The organism is Pseudomonas sp. 6D_7.1_Bac1 (assembly GCF_025465945.1).
GTDB lineage: Bacteria > Pseudomonadota > Gammaproteobacteria > Pseudomonadales > Pseudomonadaceae > Aquipseudomonas.
This window is the reverse complement of record NZ_JANLNW010000060.1, coordinates 17,382-42,647: the sequence shown is the minus strand read 5'-3', so window position 1 is coordinate 42,647 and position 25,266 is coordinate 17,382. Positions and strand designations below refer to the sequence as shown.

The 25,266-nt window shown below is 60.0% G+C and carries 23 protein-coding genes; 8 read left to right on the top strand and 15 right to left on the bottom strand.

What is annotated here, in order from left to right; all coding sequences use genetic code 11:
- Positions 1-24: 24 nt before the first annotated feature.
- Positions 25-630, bottom strand: coding sequence for an LPS assembly lipoprotein LptE (gene lptE, locus NTD87_RS16385; RefSeq protein ID WP_262115066.1), 606 nt, complete (start codon positions 628-630; stop codon positions 25-27).
- Positions 631-720: 90 nt separating this feature from the next.
- Positions 721-3,327 carry a leucine--tRNA ligase gene (gene leuS / locus NTD87_RS16380; RefSeq protein ID WP_262115065.1) on the bottom strand — a complete coding sequence of 869 codons (2,607 nt, stop codon included), beginning with the start codon at positions 3,325-3,327 and terminating at the stop codon, positions 721-723.
- A gap of 316 nt (positions 3,328-3,643) precedes the next feature.
- On the opposite strand from leuS, the gene NTD87_RS16375 reads away from it, so the two are divergent.
- Positions 3,644-3,967, top strand: a complete 324-nt coding sequence (locus tag NTD87_RS16375; protein ID WP_262115063.1) for a hypothetical protein — start codon at positions 3,644-3,646, stop codon at positions 3,965-3,967.
- A gap of 138 nt (positions 3,968-4,105) precedes the next feature.
- Entirely contained in the window at positions 4,106-4,867 is a 762-nt protein-coding gene (locus NTD87_RS16370; RefSeq protein WP_262115062.1) for a YdcF family protein, read from the top strand.
- Positions 4,868-5,056: 189 nt separating this feature from the next.
- Here the strand turns inward: NTD87_RS16370 and lnt are convergent, their stop codons facing one another.
- The 5 genes from lnt to miaB form a co-directional block, all read right to left on the bottom strand.
- Positions 5,057-6,580 carry an apolipoprotein N-acyltransferase gene (gene lnt, locus NTD87_RS16365; protein ID WP_262115061.1) on the bottom strand — a complete coding sequence of 508 codons (1,524 nt, stop codon included), beginning with the start codon at positions 6,578-6,580 and terminating at the stop codon, positions 5,057-5,059.
- 14 nt (positions 6,581-6,594) lie between these two features.
- Complete coding sequence (locus NTD87_RS16360) at positions 6,595-7,434, bottom strand: HlyC/CorC family transporter (protein WP_262115060.1); 840 nt, start codon at positions 7,432-7,434, stop codon at positions 6,595-6,597.
- 5 nt (positions 7,435-7,439) lie between these two features.
- Positions 7,440-7,934: an rRNA maturation RNase YbeY gene (gene ybeY, locus NTD87_RS16355; protein ID WP_262115059.1), complete on the bottom strand. Its 495-nt coding sequence runs from the start codon at positions 7,932-7,934 to the stop codon at positions 7,440-7,442.
- Positions 7,927-8,946: a PhoH family protein gene (locus NTD87_RS16350; protein WP_262115058.1), complete on the bottom strand. Its 1,020-nt coding sequence runs from the start codon at positions 8,944-8,946 to the stop codon at positions 7,927-7,929. The genes ybeY and NTD87_RS16350 overlap by 8 nt, the downstream gene beginning before the upstream one ends.
- A 203-nt stretch (positions 8,947-9,149) precedes the next feature.
- Positions 9,150-10,478: a tRNA (N6-isopentenyl adenosine(37)-C2)-methylthiotransferase MiaB gene (gene miaB / locus NTD87_RS16345; protein WP_262115057.1), complete on the bottom strand. Its 1,329-nt coding sequence runs from the start codon at positions 10,476-10,478 to the stop codon at positions 9,150-9,152.
- 134 nt (positions 10,479-10,612) lie between these two features.
- On the opposite strand from miaB, the gene NTD87_RS16340 reads away from it, so the two are divergent.
- Entirely contained in the window at positions 10,613-10,942 is a 330-nt protein-coding gene (locus NTD87_RS16340; RefSeq protein WP_003185742.1) for a DUF1820 family protein, read from the top strand.
- Between the two features lie 159 nt (positions 10,943-11,101).
- Here NTD87_RS16340 and NTD87_RS16335 read toward each other — a convergent pair whose 3' ends face one another.
- The 4 genes from NTD87_RS16335 to NTD87_RS16320 all read right to left on the bottom strand — a co-directional run bounded on the left by NTD87_RS16335 (position 11,102) and on the right by NTD87_RS16320 (position 14,639).
- The gene (locus tag NTD87_RS16335; RefSeq protein ID WP_262115055.1) at positions 11,102-11,656 is read right to left on the bottom strand and encodes a tetratricopeptide repeat protein; all 555 of its coding nucleotides are present in this window, start codon (positions 11,654-11,656) and stop codon (positions 11,102-11,104) included.
- Positions 11,657-11,883: 227 nt separating this feature from the next.
- On the bottom strand, positions 11,884-13,167 hold the full coding sequence (hemL, locus tag NTD87_RS16330; RefSeq protein ID WP_262115054.1) for a glutamate-1-semialdehyde 2,1-aminomutase: 1,284 nt from the start codon (positions 13,165-13,167) through the stop codon (positions 11,884-11,886).
- 32 nt (positions 13,168-13,199) lie between these two features.
- Positions 13,200-13,823, bottom strand: coding sequence for a thiamine phosphate synthase (gene thiE, locus NTD87_RS16325; RefSeq protein ID WP_262115053.1), 624 nt, complete (start codon positions 13,821-13,823; stop codon positions 13,200-13,202).
- An 18-nt stretch (positions 13,824-13,841) separates the two neighbouring features.
- Complete coding sequence (locus NTD87_RS16320) at positions 13,842-14,639, bottom strand: hydroxymethylpyrimidine/phosphomethylpyrimidine kinase (RefSeq protein ID WP_123423520.1); 798 nt, start codon at positions 14,637-14,639, stop codon at positions 13,842-13,844.
- A 292-nt stretch (positions 14,640-14,931) separates the two neighbouring features.
- Here NTD87_RS16320 and NTD87_RS16315 point away from each other — a divergent pair, with 292 nt between their 5' ends.
- The 4 genes from NTD87_RS16315 (at position 14,932) to NTD87_RS16300 (ending at position 21,428) form a co-directional block, all read left to right on the top strand.
- The gene (locus tag NTD87_RS16315; RefSeq protein WP_262115050.1) at positions 14,932-17,316 is read left to right on the top strand and encodes a hybrid sensor histidine kinase/response regulator; all 2,385 of its coding nucleotides are present in this window, start codon (positions 14,932-14,934) and stop codon (positions 17,314-17,316) included.
- 74 nt (positions 17,317-17,390) lie between these two features.
- Positions 17,391-19,040, top strand: a complete 1,650-nt coding sequence (locus tag NTD87_RS16310; RefSeq protein ID WP_262115049.1) for an acyl-CoA dehydrogenase family protein — start codon at positions 17,391-17,393, stop codon at positions 19,038-19,040.
- Between the two features lie 177 nt (positions 19,041-19,217).
- Positions 19,218-20,717, top strand: a complete 1,500-nt coding sequence (gene amn, locus NTD87_RS16305) for an AMP nucleosidase (RefSeq protein WP_262115048.1) — start codon at positions 19,218-19,220, stop codon at positions 20,715-20,717.
- 69 nt (positions 20,718-20,786) lie between these two features.
- On the top strand, positions 20,787-21,428 hold the full coding sequence (locus tag NTD87_RS16300; RefSeq protein WP_262115047.1) for a pseudouridine synthase: 642 nt from the start codon (positions 20,787-20,789) through the stop codon (positions 21,426-21,428).
- On the opposite strand, the gene NTD87_RS16295 is transcribed toward NTD87_RS16300, so the two are convergent.
- Both NTD87_RS16295 and NTD87_RS16290 read right to left on the bottom strand, forming a co-directional pair.
- Positions 21,423-21,632, bottom strand: a complete 210-nt coding sequence (locus NTD87_RS16295; protein WP_007975837.1) for a DUF2788 domain-containing protein — start codon at positions 21,630-21,632, stop codon at positions 21,423-21,425. The genes NTD87_RS16300 and NTD87_RS16295 overlap by 6 nt on opposite strands.
- A gap of 230 nt (positions 21,633-21,862) precedes the next feature.
- Entirely contained in the window at positions 21,863-22,342 is a 480-nt protein-coding gene (locus tag NTD87_RS16290) for an Lrp/AsnC family transcriptional regulator (protein ID WP_007894448.1), read from the bottom strand.
- Between the two features lie 435 nt (positions 22,343-22,777).
- On the opposite strand from NTD87_RS16290, the gene NTD87_RS16285 reads away from it, so the two are divergent.
- Positions 22,778-23,860 carry a DUF6515 family protein gene (locus NTD87_RS16285; RefSeq protein WP_262115045.1) on the top strand — a complete coding sequence of 361 codons (1,083 nt, stop codon included), beginning with the start codon at positions 22,778-22,780 and terminating at the stop codon, positions 23,858-23,860.
- Here the strand turns inward: NTD87_RS16285 and NTD87_RS16280 are convergent.
- Positions 23,854-24,750, bottom strand: a complete 897-nt coding sequence (locus NTD87_RS16280; protein ID WP_262115044.1) for a cation diffusion facilitator family transporter — start codon at positions 24,748-24,750, stop codon at positions 23,854-23,856. The two genes, NTD87_RS16285 and NTD87_RS16280, sit on opposite strands and share 7 nt — an antisense overlap.
- Before the next feature lie 28 nt (positions 24,751-24,778).
- Positions 24,779-25,198 (bottom strand): polyribonucleotide nucleotidyltransferase, encoded by a 420-nt coding sequence (locus tag NTD87_RS16275; RefSeq protein WP_262115043.1) that lies wholly within the window; start codon positions 25,196-25,198, stop codon positions 24,779-24,781.
- Between the last annotated feature and the right edge of the window lie 68 nt (positions 25,199-25,266).

Below are 25,266 nucleotides of genomic sequence, written 5' to 3'. Positions count from 1 at the left end.
GGGCGCCGGAGCGCCCCGTAAGGCTTATTCAGCGGGCAGCTGCAGAGGCGACTGACGCGGAGTGTCCGCTTCAGCTTTGCGTGCGGCTTCCAGTGCATCGGTTTCAGCCTTTGCACGGGCATCGGCAGTCTGCTGCAACTGATCAAGCTGAGCCGGGGTGAGCTGTTGCAGGCGCAACATCATGCGTTGCACCAGCTCGCGGCGTATTTCCTTGCGCGCTTCGGCGGCTTCCTGGTCAGAACCTGCCAGGTTGTTGCCGTCGTGCATGTAGACCTTCTGCACCTGCAGCTTGTCGTCGATCAGGGACAACTTGTTGTGGCCCACGATTTCATAGTTCAGTACGGTGGTCAGCTCATACTCGGCCGACTGGGCGCCACCGATGTAGCTGAGGGTGCGCAGGCTTTCTTGCTCATTGGTGAACACCAGCTTGTAAGGCGCACCGACGTAAACTTTGACGCCACCGCTTTCCAGCGTCTTACGCATCTGCACTACGGTCTCGCCGTAGGCGTTACGCGCGCTCAGGTCCAGTTCCTTGATCGCCAGTTCGGTGGTGCCGGTACCGCGCAGCTGGAAGCCGCAGGCGCTCAACAGGACTGCGAGGCCCATCACCAGCAGATTGCGTTTGATCATCTTGTTGCTCCCATTGAAACCATGTGGGCCGACGGTGCGGCCCGAAAGGTTCTATTCGGCGCCAGGTACGGGACCTTGCGCCTGATCCAATTAGCTTGCGACGATATTGACCAGTTTCCCGGGCACTACGATCACTTTACGAATAGTCAGGCCGTCGACGAAGCGCAGCACGTTTTCATTGGTCCGTGCGGCGGCTTCGACTTCTTCGCGGCTGGCGCTGGCCGGCATTTCGATCTGGCCGCGCAGCTTGCCGTTGACCTGAATCACCAGTTGCAGGTTGTCCTGAACCAGAGCGCTGTCATCCAGCACTGGCCAGCCGGCATCGATCACTGGGCCGGCGTGACCCAGTCGATGCCACAGTTCGTGGCTGATGTGCGGCGTGATTGGCGCCAGCAGCAGGGCAACGGTTTCCAGGCCTTCGTGCAACAGCGCACGGTCCTGTTCAGTACCTTGCGGGGCTTTTTCCAGTACGTTCATCAGCGTCATCACCTGGGCGATGGCGGTGTTGAATTTGTGGTACAGGCCGACGTCCTGGCTGGCTTGCTTGATCGCCAGGTGGATCGCTCGACGGATGGCTTTCTGCTCATCGTTCAGCGTGCCGATGTCCAGTTTCCCCGGCAGGCCCTGGCCAACGTGGGCCTGAGCCAGACGCCAGACGCGCTTGAGGAAGCGGTGCGAACCTTCGACGCCGGAGTCGGACCATTCCAGGCTCATGTCAGGCGGCGAAGCGAACATCATGAACAGGCGGCAGGTGTCAGCGCCGTACTGGTCGATCATCGACTGTGGGTCAACGCCGTTGTTCTTCGACTTGGCCATCTTCTCGGTGCCGCCGATTTCGACAGGCATGCCGTCGCTGATCAGCTTGGCGCCAATGATCTTGGCCTTGCTGTCGCGCTCCAGCTCGACGTCGGCCGGGTTGAACCAGGTCAGACTGCCATTGGCTTCGCGACGGTAGTAGGTCTCGGCGATCACCATGCCCTGCGTCAGCAGGTTCTTGAACGGCTCGTTGGAGCTGACCAGACCTTCGTCGCGCATCAGTTTGTGGAAGAAGCGCGCATACAGCAGGTGCAGGATCGCGTGTTCGATACCGCCGATGTACTGATCGACCGGCAACCAGTGGTTGGCCGCAGCCGGGTCTACCAGGCCACCTTCGTAATGCGGCGAGGCATAACGGGCGTAGTACCAGGAGGACTCGACGAAGGTGTCCATGGTGTCGGTTTCACGCTTGGCAGGCTGGCCGCATTTCGGGCAACTGCACTCGTAGAACTCGGGCATGCGCGCCAATGGCGAACCGGCGCCATCGGGTACGACGTCTTCCGGCAGCACCACAGGCAGTTGATCTTCCGGCACCGGCACGTCACCGCAGGTGTCGCAGTGGATGATCGGGATCGGGCAGCCCCAGTAACGCTGACGGCTGATGCCCCAGTCGCGCAGGCGGAACTGGGTGCGCGAGGTGCCGAGGTTTTTCTTGATCAGGGCAACTTCCATGGCGTCAAACGCACCAGCGAAGTCCAGGCCGTCGAATTCACCGGAATTGATCAGCATGCCGTATTCGCCGTAGGCGTCCTGCCACGGAGCCGGGTTCTCGTCGCCTGCGCTGGTGCGCACCACGGACTTGATCGGCAGGTTGTACTTGGTGGCGAACTCGAAATCACGCTCGTCGTGCGCCGGCACAGCCATGACCGCGCCATCGCCGTAGTGCATCAGCACGTAGTTGGCGACCCACACCGGCAGTTTTTCGCCAGTCAGCGGGTGCTCGACGAACAGCGAGGTCGGCAGGCCTTTTTTCTCCTGGGTGGCAACGTCGGCCTCGGCCACGCTACCGCCTTTGCATTGCGCGATGAACGCTTGCAGCTCAGGGTTGTTTTGCGCCGCCAGGGTCGCCAGGTGGTGCTCGGCTGCCACGGCAACGTAGGTCGCGCCCATCAGAGTGTCCGGACGGGTGGTGAAGACTTTCAGTGTGCCCGCTTCGCCGATCGAGTCGACGTTGTACGGGAACTGCACTTCCATGCCACGGGATTTGCCAATCCAGTTGCGTTGCATGGTTTTGACTTGTTCAGGCCAGCCCGGCAGGTCGTCGAGACTCTCCAGCAGTTCATCCGCGTAGGCGGTGATCTTGAAGTAGTACATCGGGATTTCACGCTTTTCGATCAGCGCGCCAGAGCGCCAGCCGCGACCGTCGATCACCTGTTCGTTGGCCAGAACGGTCTGGTCGATCGGGTCCCAGTTCACAGTGCCGTTTTTACGGTAGATCACGCCTTTTTCGAACAGGCGAGTGAACAGCCATTGTTCCCAGCGGTAGTAATCGGGCTTGCAGGTGGTGACCTCGCGTGACCAGTCGACCGCCAGGCCCAGGCTGCGCAGCTGGGTTTTCATGTAGGCGATGTTTTCGTAGGTCCACTTGGCCGGCGCGACATTGTTCTTCATCGCGGCGTTTTCCGCTGGCATGCCAAAGGCGTCCCAACCCATGGGTTGCAGGACGTTTTTGCCTTGCATGCGCTGATAGCGGGAGATCACGTCGCCGATGGTGTAGTTGCGCACGTGCCCCATGTGTAGCTTGCCGCTGGGGTAAGGGAACATCGACAGGCAGTAGAAAGTCTCCTTGCCTGGCTGTTCACTGACTTCAAAGGACTTTTGCTCGTCCCAGAACGACTGGGCAGCATTTTCGATTTCACGGGGCTGATAGAGTTCGTGCATGGCTACTTTTGAACTGAATAGGGGTGGCCTAATCCTCTTCAATGCAACGCTGGACGCTGACGACGCCACATGTGGCGTTTTCGATGCCCAGCCGAGCTGGAAGTGGAGTTACAGGAAGCGCCGTAGCATACATGACCGCGCTCTACCGAGGGAAACCCTGATTACGTGCGTAGGGTCTGTTGACGTTGGCACAGCAACGCGGTCCGCCACCCAACGTCAACAGACCCTAGGGCCGTTGGTCGCGGCATCAGAACGGTTTGCCCAGCGAAGCTAAGCTCTAGATGGGGAGTGAGTCTTATCTTCAATGAGGTGAGGGATGGTTGAGTCACAACGAAAAGTAACAAAACCAGAGTTGTACGAAAAGCTGATAGAGCGTCTGGGGGTGGCCTTGGATGCCGTAAAGACAGCGGGCCGGTTGCGCGATGAGCGTCCGGTGGAGCTGGAGCTTCGCGGTTTGAGCCGCGCAGAGTTCGAATTGATCAAGGCTTACCTGGACCGTTGTGAGCGCGAGGGGCAAGGATGCTTGTTATCAGAAGCAGTGAAGCAAAAGGACGCCCCCCGTTCGGCCAAAATTATATGGTTGAAAGACAAGGTATCTGGCAGGGACGCGGTAAAGGTCCGGTCCCTGCAGGTCAAGTAAGTGATCAGGCAAGTGTTTGTTGCCCCCTGCGGGCGCATGAAGTCACCCCGGATGGCTTTTTGATAAAAAGGTCTTCCACTTCAGTTGTTGCTTTGCTTCAACCCACTTAGGCTTCGGGCATCTTTTTGGAGATGCTCGATGCCTTTTCGTTATTTCGTGAAACAACTTCTTTTGCCCCCCGGCATCCTCTTGCTGTTGCTTGCACTCGCCTGGTGGCTGCGCCGCTCAAGACCACGCCTTGCAGGGCTGTGTTTTGCCTTGGGTGCCGGTGGTTTCTGGTTGATGAGTTTGCCGGTCGTCGTGCAGTGGGGCGCCAAGGCCCTTGAGCGTGATTCACCGCTGGCCCGTAGCGAATGGGCGACCCTGGCCGAACGCGCGGATGTGATCGTGGTGCTGGGGGCGGGGCGCGAACGGGGCGACCTTGCCTGGGGTTCCGATCAGCCGACCGGTGTGGCGCTGGAACGGGAGCGTTACGCAGCACGGCTGGCCAAGGCGTCAGGCCTTCCGGTGTTGACCAGTGGTGGCCTGCACTACGGCACGCCGCCGACCGAAGCGAAGTTGATGGCCGATTCGTTGCAGGATGATTTTGGTGTGACGGTCCGTTGGCAGGAGGGGCGCAGCCTTACCACCTGGGAAAATGCCCAGTTCACCGCCCAGATGCTGGAGCCTTTGGGGTTGAAGCGGGTCGTGGTGGTGACGCAAGCCTGGCATATGCCGCGCAGCGTCTGGAGTTTCGAGCACGCGGGTTTCACCGTGGTGCCGGCCCCGGTGGGTTTTTTGGGCACTGACAATGCCGAGCCGCTGGGCGGCTGGATGCCGACGTTCAAATCGATCTGGCGGTCCGGGCAACTGCTGAATGAGGCGGTGGGGCAGATCGGGTATTCGATCTTCTATCGCTGATTCAGGGAGCGAGCATGAGCCCTGTGGCGAGGGAGCTTGCTCCCGTTCGGCCGCGCAGCGGCCGCAATGCAGGCGAACGCGGTGTTTCCGAGAAAATGGGGGGAGCAGGTTTCAGGGCTGCTTCGCAGCCCAGCGGGAGCAAGCTCCCTCGCCACAACAGCCCACTCGCGAGAGGAACAGGCCAAGTCTTTAAACCGTCTTCGCTATCCGGCTCGCCAGCAGTGCCCAGCCAAACAGAAGCACACACAGGATGACCAGCGGCCACGAACGCCATTGCAGGTAGGGCGTCAGGTTGTGCATTGGCACCACTTCGCCATAGAGAATGCCGCGTTCGAATTGCGGGATTTGCGCCGTGATCTTGCCGAATGGGTCGATCAACCCGGTGACACCGTTGTTGGTTGCGCGAATCATCCAGCGGCCGGCTTCCAGTGCCCGCATCTGCGCCATTTGCAAGTGTTGCAACGGGCCAATGGAGGTACCGAACCAGGTGTCGTTGCTGATGGTCAGCAGCAAATCACTGCGTGCCGAAAGGCCGGCGGCAAATTCCGGGTAGACCACTTCGTAGCAGATGAAGGGCGCAATCTGGTAACCCTTGGCTTGCAGCAGAGGTTGATCGGCCGAGCCGCGAGCGAAGTCCGACATCGGCAGGTCAAAGAACGCAATCAGCCCCCGCAGCAGATCTTGCAGCGGCACGTACTCGCCAAACGGCACCAGCTTTTGCTTGAGGTAGGTACCATCACCTTGGCCGACCACAGTGATGCCATTGAAGAAGCGTTTTTCGTGGTGGACTTCCTCACGAATGGGTACTCCAGTAATCAGTGCCGAGTTACGTTCGGCGGCGAAGCTGCCCATCATGTTCAAGTAGCCCTCTGCGGACTCCTTGAGCACCGGGACCGCGGTTTCCGGCCAGATCAGCAGGTCGACGCGCTTGGAGCTGAAGCTCATGTCGCGGTATAGCGCCAGCTGCGCGTTGAGCTGCGCCGGGTCCCACTTCATGCTTTGTTCGATGTTGCCCTGGATCGCCGCGACACTTAGCGGGTTGCCCGAAGGGCTGGTCCAGGCGTGGCCCTTGAGCGACAGACCGATCACCCATGGCGCAGCCAGCAACAGCAAGCCTGCGACGATAAAGCCTTTGCGTCCTGCCTTGATCAGTTGCGCCAGGTTGTACACAAGCGCGGCGGTCAGGGCGAGGGAGAAGGAGATCAGCCACATGCCGCCCAAGGGTGCCAACCCGGCGAGCGGGCCGTCGAGCTGGCTGTAACCGGAATAGAGCCACGGGAAACCGGTGAGGAACCAGCCGCGAAAGGCTTCTTGACCGACCCATAACGCTGAGAACGCCAGGGCATCGGCCAATGGCGCCTCGTTACGGCGCAGCCAGCGCGCCCAGAGCCAGGCAGGCAAGGCGAAAAACCAGGCAATCGCAGCGGTGAACGCCAGCATCAGCAACCCGGCCAGCAGCACCGAAGCACCGCCAAAGTTGTGAATGCTGTAGTAGATCCAGCTGGTGCCAGCGCCAAACAGGCCAAAACCGAAACACCAGCCACGGCCCAAGGCCTGACGAGGCGTCAGTTGGCGCAAACCGGCGTAGAAAAACCCGACCGCCAGCAATGCCAGCGGCCAGATATCGAACGGCGCCAAGGCCAGGGTGGTGAGTGCACCGGCCGCCACGGCCAGCAGGTTACCGGGCCAGCCGGGGCGGGTTATCCAGCGCATTTCAATCCTTAGTGTTACCGGGCGATAGGTGTCAGGCGCAGCAAGTGAATACGACGGCTGTCGGCGTTCAGAATGCGGAAGCGATAGGCGCCGATTTCAGTGATTTCGTTGCGTTTTGGCAAGTGCCCGAACGCGCTCATCACCAGGCCGCCAACGGTGTCGAACTCGTCGTCGGAGAATTCGCTGTCGAAGAACTCGTTGAAGTTCTCGATCGGCGTCAGGGCCTTGATCAGGAAGTCACCGCTGGGCAGTGGCTTGATGTAGCTGTCTTCTTCGACGTCGTGCTCGTCTTCGATGTCGCCGACGATTTGTTCCAGCACGTCTTCGATGGTCACCAGGCCCGCCACACCGCCGTACTCGTCGATGACGATGGCCATGTGGTTATGGTTGGCGCGGAACTCGCGCAACAGCACGTTCAGACGCTTGGATTCGGGCACGAAGGTGGCCGGACGCAGCAGATCCTTGATGTTGAAGCTGTCGCCGTTCTCCTTGAGGATCAGGGGGAGCAAGTCCTTGGCCAGCAACACGCCCATGACGTCGTCGTGGCTCTCGCCGATCACCGGATAACGCGAGTGCGCGGAATCAACGACGGCCGGAAGGAACTCGCGGGGTGTGTGGTGCGCCTTGATGCTGACCATTTGCGAGCGCGGGACCATGATGTCGCGTACTTGCAGGTCAGCCACCTGGATGGCGCCTTCGACGATGGCCAGCGCTTCGCTGTCCAGCAACTTGTTCTGATGGGCATCACGCAGAAGCTCCAGCAGCTCCTGACGGTTTTTCGGCTCGTGGGCAAAAGCTTGGGTGAGTTTACCCAGCCAGGACTTTTGCCCGTTGCTCGATCGATCTTCGCTCATAGCGATTACTCTGAATCCTTTGTTGTAACGATAGGGGATGTTTCGGTTTCGTCGTCCGCATAAGGGTCAGGATGACCCAGTTCTGCAAGCAACGTTCGTTCCAGTGCTTCCATTTCTTCGGCTTCGTCGTCATCTATATGGTCGTAACCCAACAGATGCAAGCAGCCGTGAATGACCAGATGAGCCCAGTGGGCCTTCAATTCCTTGCCTTGTTCGGCAGCTTCGCGCTCGACCACGGCCACGCAGATCACCAGATCGCCCAGCAGCGGGATGTCCAGCAACTCGTCGGGCACATCGGCAGGGAACGACAGGACGTTAGTCGCGTAATCCTTTTGACGCCAGGTGTAGTTCAGTTCACGGCCTTCTTCCTCGTCGACCAGGCGAATGGTCAATTCGGAGTCGGCAGTGCGCTGGCGCAGGGCCAGTTCGCACCATTGACGGAATTCGGCTTCACTGGGAGCAGACGCTTCGGTCGCCAGTTGCAGATCAAGCTCAAGCATCGTGGCGGTTGCCCTTTTCGGCGGAAAGCGTCGCAGGTTCGTCGATCAGGCGATTTTCAAAGCGCTCGTAGGCTTCGACAATGCGCTGCACCAGCGGGTGGCGCACGACGTCTTTGGGCTTGAAGTGGGTAAAGCTGATACCCGGTACTTCCTTGAGCACGTCGATCACATGAATCAGCCCGGACTTGGTGCCCTTCGGCAGGTCGATCTGGGTGATGTCACCGGTGATGACTGCCGTCGAGCCGAAACCGATCCGAGTCAGAAACATCTTCATCTGTTCGACGGTGGTGTTCTGGCTTTCGTCGAGGATGATGAAGCTGTTATTCAGCGTACGACCACGCATGTAAGCCAGTGGTGCGACTTCGATCACTTGACGTTCGATCAGTTTGGCGACGTGTTCAAAACCGAGCATTTCGTACAGCGCGTCATAGAGCGGACGCAGGTACGGGTCGATCTTTTGTGACAGATCGCCGGGCAGGAAGCCGAGTTTCTCGCCAGCCTCGACCGCTGGACGTACCAGCAGGATGCGGCGGATCTGCTCGCGCTCCAGCGCATCGACTGCACAGGCAACGGCCAGATAGGTCTTGCCGGTACCGGCCGGGCCAATGCCGAAGTTGATGTCGTTGGCCAGGATTTCCTTCACGTAGCGCAGCTGATTCAAGCCGCGAGGGCGAATCATGCCTTTTTTGGTACGCAGGGCAACGGAGTGTTCGGCGGGCGAATGGTTGTCCATTTCTTCCACGGCCGACTCCTGCAGGAACAGGTGAACCATGTCTGGCGACAGCTCGCTACCCTTGGTTTCGCGGTAGAGGCGGCGCAGAAGGTTTTCCGCGGAGGTGGTGTGTTTGAGTTCGCCAATCAATTCAAACTGATTGCCGCGATTGCGGATCACGATCGCCAAGCGTTGTTCGATCAAGCGCAAATGCTCATCGAATTGCCCGCACAGATTGGCGAAGCGGTGAGCCTCAAAGGGCTCGAGGATGAAGCGATGTGGTTCTATGGGTGCGTTCAAGGTTGTTTTTAGCCGCCCTGGGGCAATGGAGATAAATAAAGGATAACGCCAGCAGGCTACGTGCGAAAGCTCTTAAATAAGCAACATTAAACACCGACCCTGTGGGAGCGAGCCTGCTCGCGATGACGGTCTGACATTCAACATCTAAGCCGTCTGACCTGGCGCCATCGCGAGCAGGCTCGCTCCCACAGTGGAGTGTGGTGTTATTGAATCAACGAACCACGCAGCGAGTGCGGCTGTGCGGCATCGATGTGCACATCAGCGAACTGGCCGATCAAGGTTGGATTGTCGCAGCGGAAGTTGACGATTCGATTATTCTCGGTCCGGCCTTGCAGCTCGCCCGGGTCTTTTTTCGAATAATCGGTCACCAGGATCCGCTGGGTCGAACCGACCATTTGTCGGCTGATCTCGAAACCTTGCTGGTTGAGGCGGTGTTGCAGGGCGTTCAGGCGCTCTTTTTTCAGCTCGTCCGGGGTTTCGTCGGCCAGATCGGCAGCCGGGGTGCCCGGGCGCTGGCTGTAGACGAACGAGTAGGAGAAGTCGAAACCGACGTCTTCGATCAGTTTCATGGTCTGTTCGAAGTCTTTTTCGGTCTCGCCGGGGAAGCCAACGATGAAGTCCGAGCTGATACAGATACCCGGAACGGCGGCCCGCAGCTTGCGCAGCTTCGATTTGTATTCAAGCGCAGTGTGGTTGCGTTTCATGGCTGCAAGAATCCGGTCAGAGCCCGACTGCACCGGCAGATGCAGGTGTTTGACCAGTTCCGGTACATCGGCGTGGGCCTGGATCAGGCTGTCGGAGAACTCCAGCGGGTGTGACGTGGTGTAGCGAATACGGTCGATGCCCTCGACGGCTGCGACCACGCGGATCAGCTCGGCCAGGTCGGCCAGGCGACCGTCGTGGGTCAGGCCGCGGTAGCCGTTCACGTTCTGCCCCAGCAGGGTGACTTCACGTACGCCGTTCTCGGCCAGGTGAATGATCTCGGCGATCACGTCATCGAATGGCCGGCTGACTTCTTCGCCGCGGGTATACGGCACCACACAGAAGGTGCAGTACTTGCTGCAACCTTCCATCACCGAAACGTAGGCGCTCGGGCCATCGATGCGAGGCTCTGGCAGGTGGTCGAACTTTTCGATTTCCGGGAACGAGACGTCGACTTGCGGCAGTTTGGTGAGGCGCGCAGCGTCGATCATTTCCGGCAAGCGGTGCAGGGTCTGAGGGCCGAAAACCACGTCGACATAGGGTGCGCGGTCGCGGATCGCCGCGCCTTCCTGGCTGGCCACGCAACCGCCGACGGCGATGACCATTTCCGGGTTGGCGAGCTTCAGTTCGCGCCAGCGTCCAAGCTGGGAGTACACCCGGTCCTGGGCGCGTTCGCGAATCGAGCAGGTGTTGAGCAGAATCACGTCCGCGTCTTCGGCGCGGGCGGTCACTTCCAGGGCCTGATGTTCGCCCAGCAGATCGACCATGCGCGAGCTGTCGTACTCGTTCATCTGGCAACCGTGGGTTTCGATATAGAGCTTCTTGGCCATGGACCCCGGTCTCACTGATTCAAAGAACCGCGTATTATAGGGAACAAGTCCCCAGGTTCCTACCGTCGTGCGTCCAGCGGCTATGCTATAGTTCGCGCCCTCATTTTTATCCCTCGATGTGTTACCCGCCCACCATGACCAAACGTGAAGCTCCAATCTACAAGGTGATTTTCCTCAATCAGGGCCAGGTGTTCGAAATGTACGCCAAGCAGATCTATCAAAGTGATCTGTGGGGCTTCCTGGAAGTGGAAGAGTTCGTCTTTGGCGAGCGCACGCAAGTGGTCGTCGATCCGAGCGAAGAGAAGCTCAAGGCTCAGTTCGAAGGCGTGGTGCGCAGCTTTGTGCCGATGCATTCGATTGTGCGCATCGACGAAGTCGAGCGCCTGGGCACACCGAAAATCAGCGAAGCCCGTGGCGCGGTCGGCAATGTCATGCCGTTTCCGATGCCGATGCCTGAGAAGTAAGCGGTTGCCCCTGTGGTGAGGGAGCTTGCTCCCGCTCGGCTGCGCAGCAGTCGTAAAACCTAAGAGTGCGGTCTGCCAGGTCGACAGTGATCGCAGGGTTTAGGGACGCTTCGCGCCCCAGCGGGAGCAAGCTCCCTCGCCACACTGCTCGCGCTGGATTCAGGGCAATGGCGAGAACGGCGTACGCCCATCCGCGCTTTGCAGTTCCATCAGGTATTTACGGAAAATTTGCCCCAGTACCTGGGTGGCGACTTCCAGTTCATCGCGTTGCATGTGCTCGGCGACTTCGTCGGCGGTGTCCAGCGCGTCTTCCGCACCGTTGACCGCGGCCATTTTCAGCACGATATACGCCTGAACGTTATTGGCCGGTACGCCTTCGCCGTGGAAGAACATGGTGCCGAGTTTGAATTGCGCCTGAGCGTGGCCTTGCAGCGAGGCTTTTTCGAAGTAGCTGAGGGCTTGATTGAGGTCGCGCGGCGCGCTTTTGCCTTCGTAGTAGAACTCGCCCAACTCGTATTGCGCTTGCGCATCCCCGGCGTCCGACGCTTTCTGGCAGGCGGCGAGTGCCTCCTTCAGGTCTTCAGGCTGGGTATTGAGGGTGCAACGACCCATTGCCGGGATCAACAACGAGTTGCCGCCTGCTTGTGCGTGCGCGAGCAGGGGCTGAAGGAGCAACAGGCAGCCCAAGGCAAGGGTGCGGCCGGTGCGGTTCATGGGAATCGACTTACCTCTGAAGGGCGCGCGGACCCATCGAGGGATCCAATAAGCGCGCATTATGAAATAAGCAGGACCCACCTTACAAAGTCTTTACTCGTTTTTCTGCCGCGCGGGGATTATATCTGCCGCTTTTTGGGGGATTTGCGAGCGTTGCGTAAGAAATAAGGTAGGAATGTAGGATAAAGCTGACGTCGACAATCGTCGACGTCAGCGTCTATCGCTGCTTACTTCAATGCGGCGAACGCGCGTTCAGCGGCGTCCAGCGTCAGTTTCAGCTCGGCTTCGCCGTGCGCGATCGAGGTGAAACCGGCTTCGAAGGCGCTCGGTGCCAGGTACACGCCACCTTCCAGCATCAGGTGGAAGAAGCGCTTGAACAGATTGGCATCGCTGGCCATCACGTCATCGAAGGTCACGATGTCGTCGGCGCCGCTGAAGTACAGACCAAACATGCCGCCGGCCTGGGTGGTCACGAACGGGATGCCAGCGGCGTCGGCGCGTTGTTGCAGGCCATCGAGCAGGCGGCGGGTGTACTCGGTGAGTTCTGCGTGGAAGCCCGGGCGGCTGATCAGGCGCAGGGTGGTCAGGCCGGCGGCCATGGCCAGCGGGTTACCCGACAGGGTGCCTGCCTGGTAAACCGGGCCCAGCGGCGCGATGTGCGACATGATTTCGCGTTTGCCGCCGAAGCAGCCGACCGGCATGCCGCCACCGATGATCTTGCCGAAGGTGCTCAGGTCCGGGATTACGCCGTAGTGCGCCTGGGCGCCACCGAGTGCTACGCGGAAACCGGTCATCACTTCGTCGAAAATCAGCACCACGCCGTGTTTGTCACACAGGGTGCGCAGGCCTTCGAGGAAACCTGGCGCCGGTGGCACGCAGTTCATGTTGCCCGCCACTGGTTCGACGATGATGCACGCCACTTCCTGGCCGACTTCGGCGAGCATTTTTTCAACGGCGTCGATGTCGTTGAATGGCAGTGTCAGGGTGTGTTTGGCGAAAGCAGCCGGAACACCAGCGGAACTCGGCACGCCTTGGGTCAGCAGGCCGGAGCCGGCTTTCACCAGCAGGCTGTCGGAGTGACCGTGGTAGCAACCTTCGAACTTGATGATGCTGTCGCGGCCGGTGAAACCACGGGCCAGGCGAATGGCGCTCATGGTGGCTTCGGTGCCGGAGCTGACCATGCGCACCATTTCCATCGACGGCACGATCGAGCAGACCAGGTCGGCCATCTCGGTTTCCATCGCGGTCGGCGCGCCGTAGGACAGACCATGTTCAAGCTGCTTGCGCACGGCGTCCAGGACGTCCGGGTGGCTGTGGCCGAGAATCATCGGCCCCCAGGAACCGACGTAGTCGACATAACGCTTGTCGTCTTCGTCCGTCACGTAGGCGCCTTCGGCGTGCTTGAAGAACAACGGCGTGCCGCCGACGCTCTTGAATGCACGAACAGGCGAGTTCACGCCGCCGGGAATGTGTTTCTGGGCATTGGCAAACAGGGTTTCGGAACGAGACATGATTTGGCTCTCAGAAATCAGGAATTGAATGCTTAAGCATTGAATAAGTTATTGAAGGCGCGAGCACGGCGCGTCACTTCTTGAGCAGTGTCGGCGCCAAACAGGCCATGGACGACGGCCAGCAGATCGACCCCGTGAGCGACCAGCGGGGGGGCGTTGTCCAGGGTGATGCCGCCGATCGCGCAGATCGGCAGGTGCAGTGTGCTACGGGCCTGGTCGAGCAATTCCAGGCTGCAGCTCGGTGCGCCGGGCTTGGTGTTGGAGTTGAAGAAGCGGCCGAAGGCGACATAGCTGGCGCCTTCCTTTGCCGCTTGTTCGGCGAGTTCGAGTTGCGCATGGCAGGTCGAACCGATGATCGCCTGTCGCCCCAGCAGCGAGCGGGCCGGGGTCAACGGACCATCGGTCTGCCCCAGGTGTACGCCGACACCCAGGCGAGCGGCCAGTTCGGCGTCGTCATTGATGATCAGCAGCGTCTTGTAGCGCTCGCACAAACTGCGCAGGGCTTCGGCCTCGCGCAGACGGCGGGCCTCGTCGCTGCTTTTGTCGCGGTACTGCAACAGCGTGACGCCGCCGTCCAGAGCGGCCTCCACGTAAGGCAGGAACTTGCCGGCCAGCAGCTGACTGTCGGTAATGGCGTACAGGCCACGTAATTTCATCGGGCAGGCCTCATGGCGTTACGAGCAAAAATCCAGCGGCAGGCGGCGCGGCACGAACTGGCCTTTGCCCAGTTGTTCGGCGTCTCGCAGGGTGCGCCAGGTGTAATTGAGTGCTGACTGCACCGCACTGGCGAGGTGTTCGCCCTGGGCCAGACGTCCGGCCAGAGCGCTGGCCAAGGTGCAACCCGAACCGTGATAGCTGCCGGGTAAACGCTGGCAAGTGTAGGTCTGGCGGCTGCCGTCGCGGCTGTACAGGCGATTATGCACTTCGTGTTCGTCGCCATGACCGCCGGTGATCAGCAGGTGTTTGACGTACGGCAGGAGTTTTTCCGCGCATTCATCGGCCGTGCCTTCGGGCAGTTCGGCGAGAATGCGGGCTTCAGGGAGGTTAGGGGTGGCGATGATCGCCAGTGGCAACAGGCGCTCGCGCATGGCGTAGCCCACTTCATCCTTGCCCAGTCGTCCACCGCCGCCGGCGCGCAGCACCGGGTCACAGACCACCGGCAAATGCGGATGCGCCTGAAGCAGTTCGACCACGGTGTCGACCATTTCCAGTGAGCCGAGCATACCCAGCTTGACCGCCGCGACCGTCGAGTCGTTGAGCACGGCGTTGGCTTGTGCCAACACCCACTCACGGTCGAGAACGCGGAAGTCGCTGACGTTGACCGTGTCTTGCACGGTCAGCGCGGTAACTGCCGGGGCGGCATGACAACCCTGAGCGAGCAGGGCTTCGATATCTGCCTGCAGGCCGGCGCCACCACTTGGGTCGTGGCCGGAGAGACAGAGGACAACGGGGCGAGAGCTGTAGATATTCATGGTGCGCGAGCTTACCACCAAACATCTTTTTTCGGTTGTTGACCATCGAGTCATGACTCGGTCCGTGTAGCCGAAACGGACTTGACCGGCTCATTGCGTTTTCTATTGCATGTGGTTTGCGCTGAAAGGCTTGTTCTAGAGCCTTTAGACTAAATTTTTCAATGGTGCTCAATGGCCATCAACGGCTATGCTAGAGTGGATCCAAACCAATAACAGGTAATGCCGGTTTTACGTCTACTCAAAGGGAATGGGGGGCTTCCTGACACAACCGGACTGGCCACGCTGGGGCTTTATGCGCTATTTGCTGATGTTGCTGTTGAGCTTGCCCATGTTGGCGGCCGCAGCCGATTTTGATGAGCTCACCCAAAGCCTCCCCTTGGGTCGAGTCATGCAGGTGTACGAAGATGTCGCCGGCACTGCATCCATCGACGATGTCCGTGCGCAAGCCGCGGCCGGTCACTTCAAGACCCACGACAAAGACACGCTGAACGCAGGTTACTCGCAGTCGGCGTTCTGGTTGAAAGTCGATCTGCACTACCGCCCGAGCAATCCGAACGCCCAGCGCACCTGGCTGCTGGAACTGGCTTATCCGCCCATGGGCCATATCGACCTCTATCTGCCGGACAGTACCGGTGGTTATCGATTGGCCAGTCGTACCGGCAATACCTTGCCCTTCGCCAATCGGCAGATCCGGCAAAACAACTACCTGTTCAAACTGGACTTCGTCCCAGACCAATACGAAACGCTGTACTTGCGCCTGCAAAGCGAGGGATCGGTCCAGGCACCGCTGACCCTCTGGTCGAGTACTGCCTATCTGGAAGACCAGCCTTTGCGTCTCTACGTGCTCGGTCTGATTTATGGCGTGCTGCTGGGGATGGTGGTCTACAACCTGTTCATCTACCTTAGCGTGCGCGACACCAGCTACCTCTATTACATCGTTTATATTGCCTCGTTCGGTCTCTACCAACTGTCAGTCAACGGTGTTGCGGTCGAGTATTTTTGGCCGAACAACCCGTGGTGGGCCAGCGCCGCGACACCGTTTTTCATCGGTTTGGCGGCGCTGTTTGGCAGCCAGTTCGCCCGCAGCTTCCTGCAAACCGCCAGCCACACGCGCTGGCTTGATCGTTTGCTGCTGGTGTTGATGGCTGGAAGCGCGGTGGTGGTCGGCCTGTCGTTGATGACCAGCTATGCACTGGCTCTGCGCCTGGCGACGGCATTGGCGCTGGTCTTCATCGTGGTGATTTTCGCCGCCGGGATCTTCACCTGGTGGCGTGGCCTGCGTGTGGCGCGCTACTTCATCATTGCCTGGACGGCTTTTTTGTTGGGCGGCATCGTCAACACGCTGATGGTGCTCGGCTACCTGCCCAATATGTTTTTGACCATGTACGCCAGCCAGATCGGCTCGGCGATTGAAGTCGCGCTGCTGTCGCTGGCCCTGGCTGACCGGATCAACGCCATGCGCGAGCAGCAGGCGCAGACGCTGTTCGATGCCGGGCAGAAACTCGAAGTGTTGAACCAGCAACTGGCCCGCAGTAACCAGTTGAAGGATGAATTCCTCGCGACGCTGACCCACGAACTGCGCACGCCCATGAATGGCGTGATCGGTTCGCTGGAGTTGATGCAGACCGTCGAACTCGACCCGGAGCTTGAGCAGTATCAGCAGACCGCCGCCGGTTCGGCGCGGGACATGATGCGCATGGTCAACGGCATTCTGACCCTGACCGAATTGCAGGCTGGCCGCCTCAAGGTCTATCCCGAAGCGTTCAGCTTGCGCTCGGTGGTTGAGACCTTGCAGCACCAGTTCGCTGCCAACGCCGCGAGCAAGGCGCTGGACTTCAAGGTTGATCTGGCGCCGGGGCTGCCTGACCGTCTGCACGGTGACAGCGCCAAGCTGACGCAGGGTCTGGAGTGTTTGCTGGACAACGCGATCAAGTTCACCCGGGTGGGCGGGCTGGCCTTGCGGGTGAGTGGCAAGCCCGCCGAAGTAGGGCGCCAGGCGTTGTCCTTTGCGGTGATCGACACCGGCATCGGCTTCACCGATTTGGGTGAAGCAACGTTGTATCAACGCTTCTTCCAGCTCGACGGCTCGATGACTCGCGAATACGGCGGGTTGGGGGTCGGGCTGGCGATTTGTCGGCAATTGGTTGAACTGCTTGGCGGGCGTCTGACCCACCGCTCCGAGCCCGGTCGCGGCAGCCGTTTTCAGCTCGATGTCGAGTTCGACGTGGTGAATGTGCAGCCGCTTGCCGCTCAATCGCCCCCGGCTCACAGTACCGTCCGCTTGCGGGCACCGCAGGAGTGCACGGTGTTGTTGGTCGACGACAACAGCATCAATCAGTTGGTGGTGCGGGGCATGTTGCTCAAGCTTGGCTATCGGGTTTGCAGCGCCGACAGCGGTCCGGCGGCGCTGGAGTTTTTGCGTCGCGAACCGTTCGATGCGGTACTGATCGACTGCCTGTTGCCGCCGCTCAATGGGTTGTCGATCGACTGCCAGATCCGCGCGCTGCCGGGTTATGCCGAGTTGCCGGTGCTGGCCGCTGTGGTCTCGGCACAGGGCTTTGATCACGAGCGGGGGCTGACTGACTACCTCAGCAAACCGGTGAAATTCGAAGAGTTGCAAGCGGCGCTCTATCGTCGGGTGCTGTGTCCGAAACAAGGTGAAAGCGCCGATATTTAGGCGGATATGCCACTTTGTTCACCGGGGTAGCGGTGCTTAACTGAAGGTCTTAGCTGACCCAAGGAGGCCCCGCCATGAACCTGCATCAGTTCGCCGAAACCCACGAAGTCACCAATCAGCCGCCGTCGCTGGACGGGACCAACCTCTATCGCATCGATCTGCCGTTGCAAGAGTGGGCGCGGCGTTTCGGGGCGGGTTGGGCTGACGCGCGGATCGATGCGTATGGCGCTTTGGCCGGTGGTCCGTTGATGGAGGCCGGGTTTCTGGCCAACCAGAACAAGCCGGTGTTCGCCAGCCATGATCGCTACGGCCACCGCATCGATCTGGTGGAATTTCACCCGGCCTATCATGAGCTGATGCGCACGGCGGTCGAGCACGGTTTGACCTCCTTGCCCTGGACCGACCCGCAGTCCGGCGCTCACGTTGCCCGTGCGGCCATGAGCTACCTGCACAGCCAGGCTGAAGCCGGCAGTGGCTGCCCGCTGACCATGACCTTCGCCAGCGTCCCGGCGTTGCGCCTGCAACCGGACATTGCGAAGCAGTGGCTGCCGAAAATCCTCGCCACTGAATATGACCCGCGTAATGTCGGCATGGCCCACAAGGCGGGTGTCACCATCGGCATGGCGATGACCGAGAAGCAGGGCGGCACCGACGTTCGGGCCAACACCACCAAGGCCTATCCGGTCGGTGCTGCGGGACCGGGCCAGGCCTATGAGCTGGTGGGGCACAAGTGGTTCTGTTCGGCACCGATGTGCGACGCCTTCCTGACCCTGGCACAAACCGACAAGGGCCTGACCTGTTTCCTGCTGCCACGCCATCGTCCGGATGACACACGCAACCAGTTCTACATCCAGCGGCTGAAAAACAAACTCGGCAATTGCTCCAATGCCTCCAGCGAAGTCGAGTTCCGTGGCGCGTTGGCGTGGATGATCGGCGAGGAAGGGCGCGGCGTACCGACCATCATCGAAATGGTGGCCATGACCCGTTTCGATTGCATGGTCGGTTCCAGTGCCCTGATGCGTCAGGCATTGACCCAGGCCAGCCATCACTGCGCTCACCGCAAGGTTGGCGGCAAATTGCTCAGCGAGCAGCCGCTGATGCAAAACGTGCTCGCCGATCTGGCGCTGGAAAGCGAAGCCGCGCTGGCCTTGAGCCTGCGCATGGGCCGGGCGCTGGATCACCTCGATGATTCCCGGGAAGCCAAATTCGCCCGACTGGTGACGGCTGTGGGCAAATACTGGATCTGCAAACGTGCGCCAGCCATGATCAACGAAGCCGCCGAATGCATGGGCGGCGCAGGTTATGTCGAAGACAGCATCCTGCCGCGCCTGTACCGTGAGGCGCCGGTGAACTCGACGTGGGAAGGTTCCGGCAACGTTCAGTGCCTTGACGTGTTGCGCGCACTGTCGAAAGAGCCGGGTGTGCTCGAAGTACTGTTCAGTGAACTGGGTGATGGTCATGGCGACAAGCGCCTGGCCGCGCACATCAACCAGTTGCACGCGGCGTTCAAGGACACCGACGATATTCAATACCGCGCCCGGCAACTGACCGAAGACATTGCTTTGGGCTTGCAGGCCAAGCTGTTGCTGGAAGCAGGCAACGCCGCTGTCAGCGATGCCTTCATCGCCAGCCGGTTGGGAACGGCCGGTCGGGTTTATGGCACCTTGCCGCGCGGGTTGGATGTGGAAGCGATAGTCGCACGGTCCACACCTCAAGGTTTTTAACCACCATCAACCCCTGTGGGAGCGAGCCTGCTCGCGATGACGGATTAACATTCAACATTGATGCGGGCTGTTACACCGCTATCGCGAGCAGGCTCGCTCCCACAGGGTATTTCTGTACGTCGCGATTGATGTATAGCCAACACGTTGCTGTTCCCGTGAGGCGGCGATACAGGCAAGATGAAGGTCTGCAAGTCAGAACACAGGAAGCTGATCGTGACCGAAGCCTTTATTGTCGTTCAAACCGCCGAACAAGCCGTGGATCGGTTGGCCGCTCTGCACGAGCGGGCCACCACTGCGTTGAGTCAGGCACTCAAGCGCTACTTGAAAGACCGCATCGAGCCCGACGCTGAACAGCGTGCGATGTTTCGTTATCCAGAATTACGTCTGACCTACCTTTGCCAAGGCGAAGTCCCACAGACCACCCGCGCTTACGCCAAGGTTCAGTTGCCGGGGACCTACAGCGTCACCGTGACCCATCCGGCGGCATTCCGTAAGTATTTGCTGGAGCAACTGGTGCCGCTGATGCACGACTTCACCGTAACGGTGGAAGTGGGTGTCAGCGAACAAAATATTCCGTACCCGTACGTGGTCGAGCAGGGCGACGAACTGGCCGGCTCCGGCGTGACCGCTGCGGTGCTGGCGCGGGTGTTCCCGAGTACCGATTTGTCGGCCGCCACCGATGGCATTGCCGATGGTTTGTACGATTGGGAAAACACTGATCCGCTGCCATTGGCATTGTTCGACGCCGCGCGGGTGGATTTCTCCCTGCGTCGTCTGGTGCACTACACCGGCAGCGACTGGCGCCATGTGCAACCGTGGATTCTGCTGACCAACTATCACCGTTACGTGGACCAGTTCATCACCCATGGCCTGGAGCAACTGCGCACCGATCCGCGCTTCGTGCGCATGGTCTTGCCAGGCAACGTGATCATTGAAAAGAGCATGGATCACGGCGAAGCGTCGGCCATTGCGGCGGGCGTGGTCTGGCACCGTTATCAGATGCCGGCCTATCACCTTCAGGCGTCTGACGGCCACGGCGTGACCCTGGTGAACATTGGTGTCGGCCCGTCCAACGCCAAAAACATCACCGACCACTTGGCCGTGTTGCGCCCGCATTGCTGGTTGATGATCGGTCATTGCGGTGGTCTGCGGCAGTCGCAGACCATCGGCGACTACGTGCTGGCTCACGCTTACATGCGCCGCGACGGGATTCTCGACCGGGTGGTGCCGCCGAACATTCCGATTCCGGCCCTGGCCGAAGTGCAGATGGCCTTGCAGCAGGCGGCCGCCAACGTCACCGGTGAAAAGGGCGATGACCTGAAAAAGCGCCTGCGTACCGGTACTGTGCTGACCTATGACGACCGTAACTGGGAACTGCGCTGGGCGCAGGAGCGTCCGTTAATCAACTTGTCGCGGGCGGTTGCCGTGGACATGGAAAGTGGCACCATTGCCGCGCAAGGCTACCGTTTGCGCGTGCCGTACGGCACCTTGCTGTGTGTGTCGGACAAGCCGCTGCACAGCGAAATCAAGCTGCCGGGTTCGGCCAACGCCTTCTACGAACGTGCGGTCAGCCAGCACTTGAAGATCGGTATCGCGGCGGTGGACCTGTTGCGCACCGAACTCAACTCGTTGCACTCGCGCAAACTGCGCAGCTTCGACGAACCGCCGTTCCGCTGATTCGCGATGGTCATTTGATGGTCAGGGCACTAGCATTACCAGCCCTGACCGTTAGATGTTATTTTTGCCATGTCGCGTCCTCCTCGTCCCGCTTCCCGCCGCCCAGGTGTTGCGCCCGCACAATCCTCTTCAGCTCCGCGACGTGTTGCCAAAGCGCCGCCGGCCGAGCCGAAACTGATTCTGTTCAATAAACCCTTCGATGTGCTGACGCAGTTCAGCGACGGTGAAGGGCGGGCGACGCTCAAGGACTTTATCGAGATTCCGGGGATCTACCCGGCAGGACGGCTGGACCGTGACAGCGAAGGCTTGCTGTTGCTGACCAACGACGGCCAGCTTCAGGCGCGCATCGCCGACCCGAAACACAAGTTGACCAAGACCTATTGGGTGCAGGTGGAAGGCGAGCCGAGCGCCGAGCAATTGCAGCGTTTGCGCGAGGGCGTCGAGTTGAATGACGGCATGACCTTGCCGGCGCAGGCACGGCAGCTGGAAGAACCTGAGCTATGGCCGCGCAACCCGCCCGTGCGCTTTCGAAAAAGCGTGCCGACCAGTTGGCTGGAATTGGTGATTCGCGAAGGGCGCAACCGTCAGGTGCGGCGCATGACCGCTGCGGTGGGCTTGCCGACGCTGCGTCTGGTGCGGGTGCGAATCGGTGACTGGACGATCGAAGGACTTGATCAGGGCCAGTGGAAAGAAGTGCCAGCGCGCTTATAGAGCGCCGGATTCGATCAGGCCGATGACCACACTTTTGATGATGAACGCAGCCACGCCCAAGCCCAGCACAAAGAACAGGATGAACGAGCCGAAGCGTCCGGCCTTGGATTTTTTCGCCAGATCCCAGACGATGAAACCCATGAAAATGATCAGGATGGTCACCAGGCCGGTCATCATCCACTCTTCAAATACTGCAGGATCCATCGACTATCTCCAGCGCGTGCGGGGCAAAAAAGGCCTGAAGAGTATACGCCAAGGGGGATTGGCGGCGCATTGACGTGCGTCGGTCTGCCGCAGTTGTTCGTCGCCTGTGCCAGCCCCATCGCGAGCAGGCTCGCTCCCACAGTTAATCTAGGGTGTTCACAAATAATGTGTTCACTGAAGATCCAATGTGGGAAGAGCCGGGCGACGTTCGCCTGCTCGCGATGGCGTACTTAGCTGCGCAGGTGAGTCAGCGGCAACTCGGTGCTGTTGAGTACCTGATTCAGCACGAAGCTTGAGCGCACGCTGGTCACGCCTTCGATGCGGGTCAGGTGGCCGAGCAACAGTTTTTGATAGTGATCCATGTCCGGCACCACCACCTTGAGTTGATAGTCGGCGTCCATTCCGGTTACCAGGCTGCATTCGAGCACTTGCGGCAAGGTGCGGATGGCGGCTTCGAAGTTTTCGAAACGCTCGGGCGTGTGGCGGTCCATGCCGATCAACACGTAGGCGGTCAGGCTCAGGCCGAGCATCTTGCGGTCGAGCAGGGCTACCTGGCGGGTGATGTAGCCGTCGTCTTCAAGCTGTTTGACCCGCCGCGAACAAGGCGATGGCGACAGGCCGATGCGTTCGGCCAGCTCCTGATTGGAGATGCGTGCGTCGCGCTGCAATTCCGCCAAAATGCTCAAGTCGTATCGGTCGAGTTTGCTCATGAATCAGGCCTTTGTCTTAACTATTGCGGTGGATTATCTATCTGCGATGAAAAATTGCGCAAGTCATGTTTATTTGAGCAATCTTCGCAATCCTCTGTCGCCGCCTCAAGCCTATTCTTATCACCAGAATCACTGCCCGGACAAACAGTCCACAGCGGCCCGCCGAATCAGGCCAGCCGCGGCCACCACTCCCACAGGGGTTGAGTTGGCCCCCGGGCTACACACTGTCCAGAAGACGGAGTGAGGTGAGCCGGCGTCAAAAGCGTCGAGCACGGACTAAGTTCTCAAAGGGAGGCCGACGGGTCTCCCTTTTTTATTGCCTGCGAAACGCCTTTTATTGCCTGCAAAATAAGTCTCGTGACTGATAACCTGTTGCTGAACCGGCCTGTGCTTTTCCAGTCTTACGTATAGGTCACCACCGCAGTGAGGAATAGCATGAAGTCGCGCATCTGGCGTATGGCAGGTGTTGGTATGTTGTGTGTGAGTGTCAGCGCGCCATTGCTGGCAGAAGGTCAGGGGCCAGAGGAGCACCTTCAGGAGCAGCAACGACAACAGCAACACAATAATGGTGGTGGTCAGCACGAGCATGGCGGCGAAGGTCATCAGGGCAACAATCAACCGCGCCCCGAAAATAATCCGCCTCGCGTAGAGCCCAACCAACAGCACCCCCAAAACAATCAACCCCGCGTGGAATACAACCAACCACGCCCCCAGAATAATCAGCCACGTCCGCAGACTGAAGTCATCCATGGCAACAATAGTCAGCAGTTCGAGCGCAACGGGCAGAACCAGGGCCGACCTGCGCCGGTGAACAACCTGCCGATCCAGGGCCATCCGGACACTGTTCGCCAGACCCAGGAGCCGCAGCGTGGCTACTATCAGGACGTCCCGCGGCGCAACGATTACAACCAGCACTGGCAAGCCGGCGGTCACGATGACCATCGGGATGAGCGTCGCTGGCCGGGACGTCCGGAAGGACATGGCAATGGCTGGGGCGATGGTCCGCGCTATCGGCCGGGTTACATGATCGACCGCTTCCCTGAGCGCCACGACCGTGTGCCGTACCGTGGGCAGGATTATTTCTACTCCGGCGGCTATTGGTATCGCCCACAAGGGCCGCGCTATGTGGTGGTTGAACCGCCTCGCGGGATCCGTGTGAGGTATTTGCCCGATTACGCTCAGGAGGTCTGGATCGGTGGCGCGCTGATGTTTCTGGCGGCAGGTGCGTACTACACCTATGAGGAGAGCACTCAGGAGTACGTCGTGGTTGAGCCTCCGGTAGGTAACCCGCAGCCGCAACCCACCAGCAATGGTTATGACGTAGTGGCTTATCCGGCCAATGGGCAGTCGCCCGAGCAGGTCACTCAGGACGGTTATGACTGCTACCGTTGGGCGGTCCAGCAGAGTGGCTTTGATCCACACTCTGTGACCTATCAACCGGCACCACAAGTAGTACAGACCTATCGCCAGGCCGAGGGCAACTGTCTGAGCTCGCGCGGTTATCAGGTCAGCTACTGAGCCTGGGCGGCCTTCACCACTTCCTGCGGGTCGGCGTGCACCAGCACTTCGGCTCGCGGGTAAGCGGTCTGAATGGCATCCGCCGCTTGATCGCTGATGCCGTGCGCCACTGACAGCGTCAATTCCCCCGGCAACTCCAGATGCAATTGCACGAACCAGTGACTGCCGGAAATCCGTGTGCGCAAGTCGTGTGCGCCGAGCACGCCAGGTACGCTGCACGCCAGTTCGAGCATGTGCTGGCTGACGTCTGGCGGCAGCTCCTCATCCATCAACACCGCAAAACTTTCCCGGGCGATTTGGATCGCACTCCACAAAATGTAGAAGGCGATCCCCAGGCCGAACCAGGCATCGACTTGATGCCAGCCAAAACTGGCCAGTACCAACGCCACCAGGATGCTGCCGTTGAGCATCATGTCGGAACGGTAATGCAGCGAGTCGGCGCGCACCGCGTTGGAGCCGGTTTCGCGGACCACCCGGTGTTGCAGCATCAGCAGGGCCAGGGTCAGGACGAGGGAAAAGATAATCACGCCAATGCTGATCCACGGCGCGCCTACCGGTTCCGGGTGTTGCAGGCGCTCAAAGGCCTGGTACGCGATCAACACCGCACTGCCTGCGATGAACAGGGCCTGGGCCATGCCCGACAAGGATTCCGCCTTACCGTGCCCGTAGCGGTGATCGTCATCGGCCGGGCGCAACGCGTAATGCACCGCCAACAGATTGAGCAGCGACGTCACACCGTCGAGTGCCGAGTCCGTCAGCCCGGCGAGCATGCTCACCGATCCGCTCAGCCACCAGGCAATGGCCTTGGCGATAATCAGGGTGCTCGCCACGGCCACTGAGGCGCGGGTGGCAAGGCGTAACAGGCGAGCGTGTTCCGGGCTGCTGGTCATAAGTGGAGCGTTCCCTCGGTGAGTCGTATCAAGCGGCGGGTTGCAGACCGAACATGGCCAGTTGCTGGGCACTGCCCTTGTGCTGGATCAGGCGCGGGTCATCCAGCGGGAAGCTGCGGCCCAGTTCGCTTTCGAGAATGGTCTGCAACTTGTGGTTATCGACCGTGCCGTCGGCGCCGATGGCCTGCCGGAGTTTCTCGGGCGCCACTTGTGCGGTTTTTCCTGGTTCGAAGTAAATCGCGCCGGTGGTGAAGTCTATGGCGAACGCAATCAGCCCGGGGATGATATAGAACAGCAGACCCACGGCATCGAGCGCGGCAATGGCCGGGTCGATCTTGCCGTCGATCTGGCCACGGCGATCCGGGTAGAAAATCGAACCGCACGCGGTCACTTGGGTCAGCAGGGTCGCCACCAATACACCGCCAATCAGGCGAAACGGAGCACGCATAGTAAATCTCCTGAGCAAACATGAAACGAAACGTCGTTGGTATGAATTAGGACCGTGATTAACGCCAG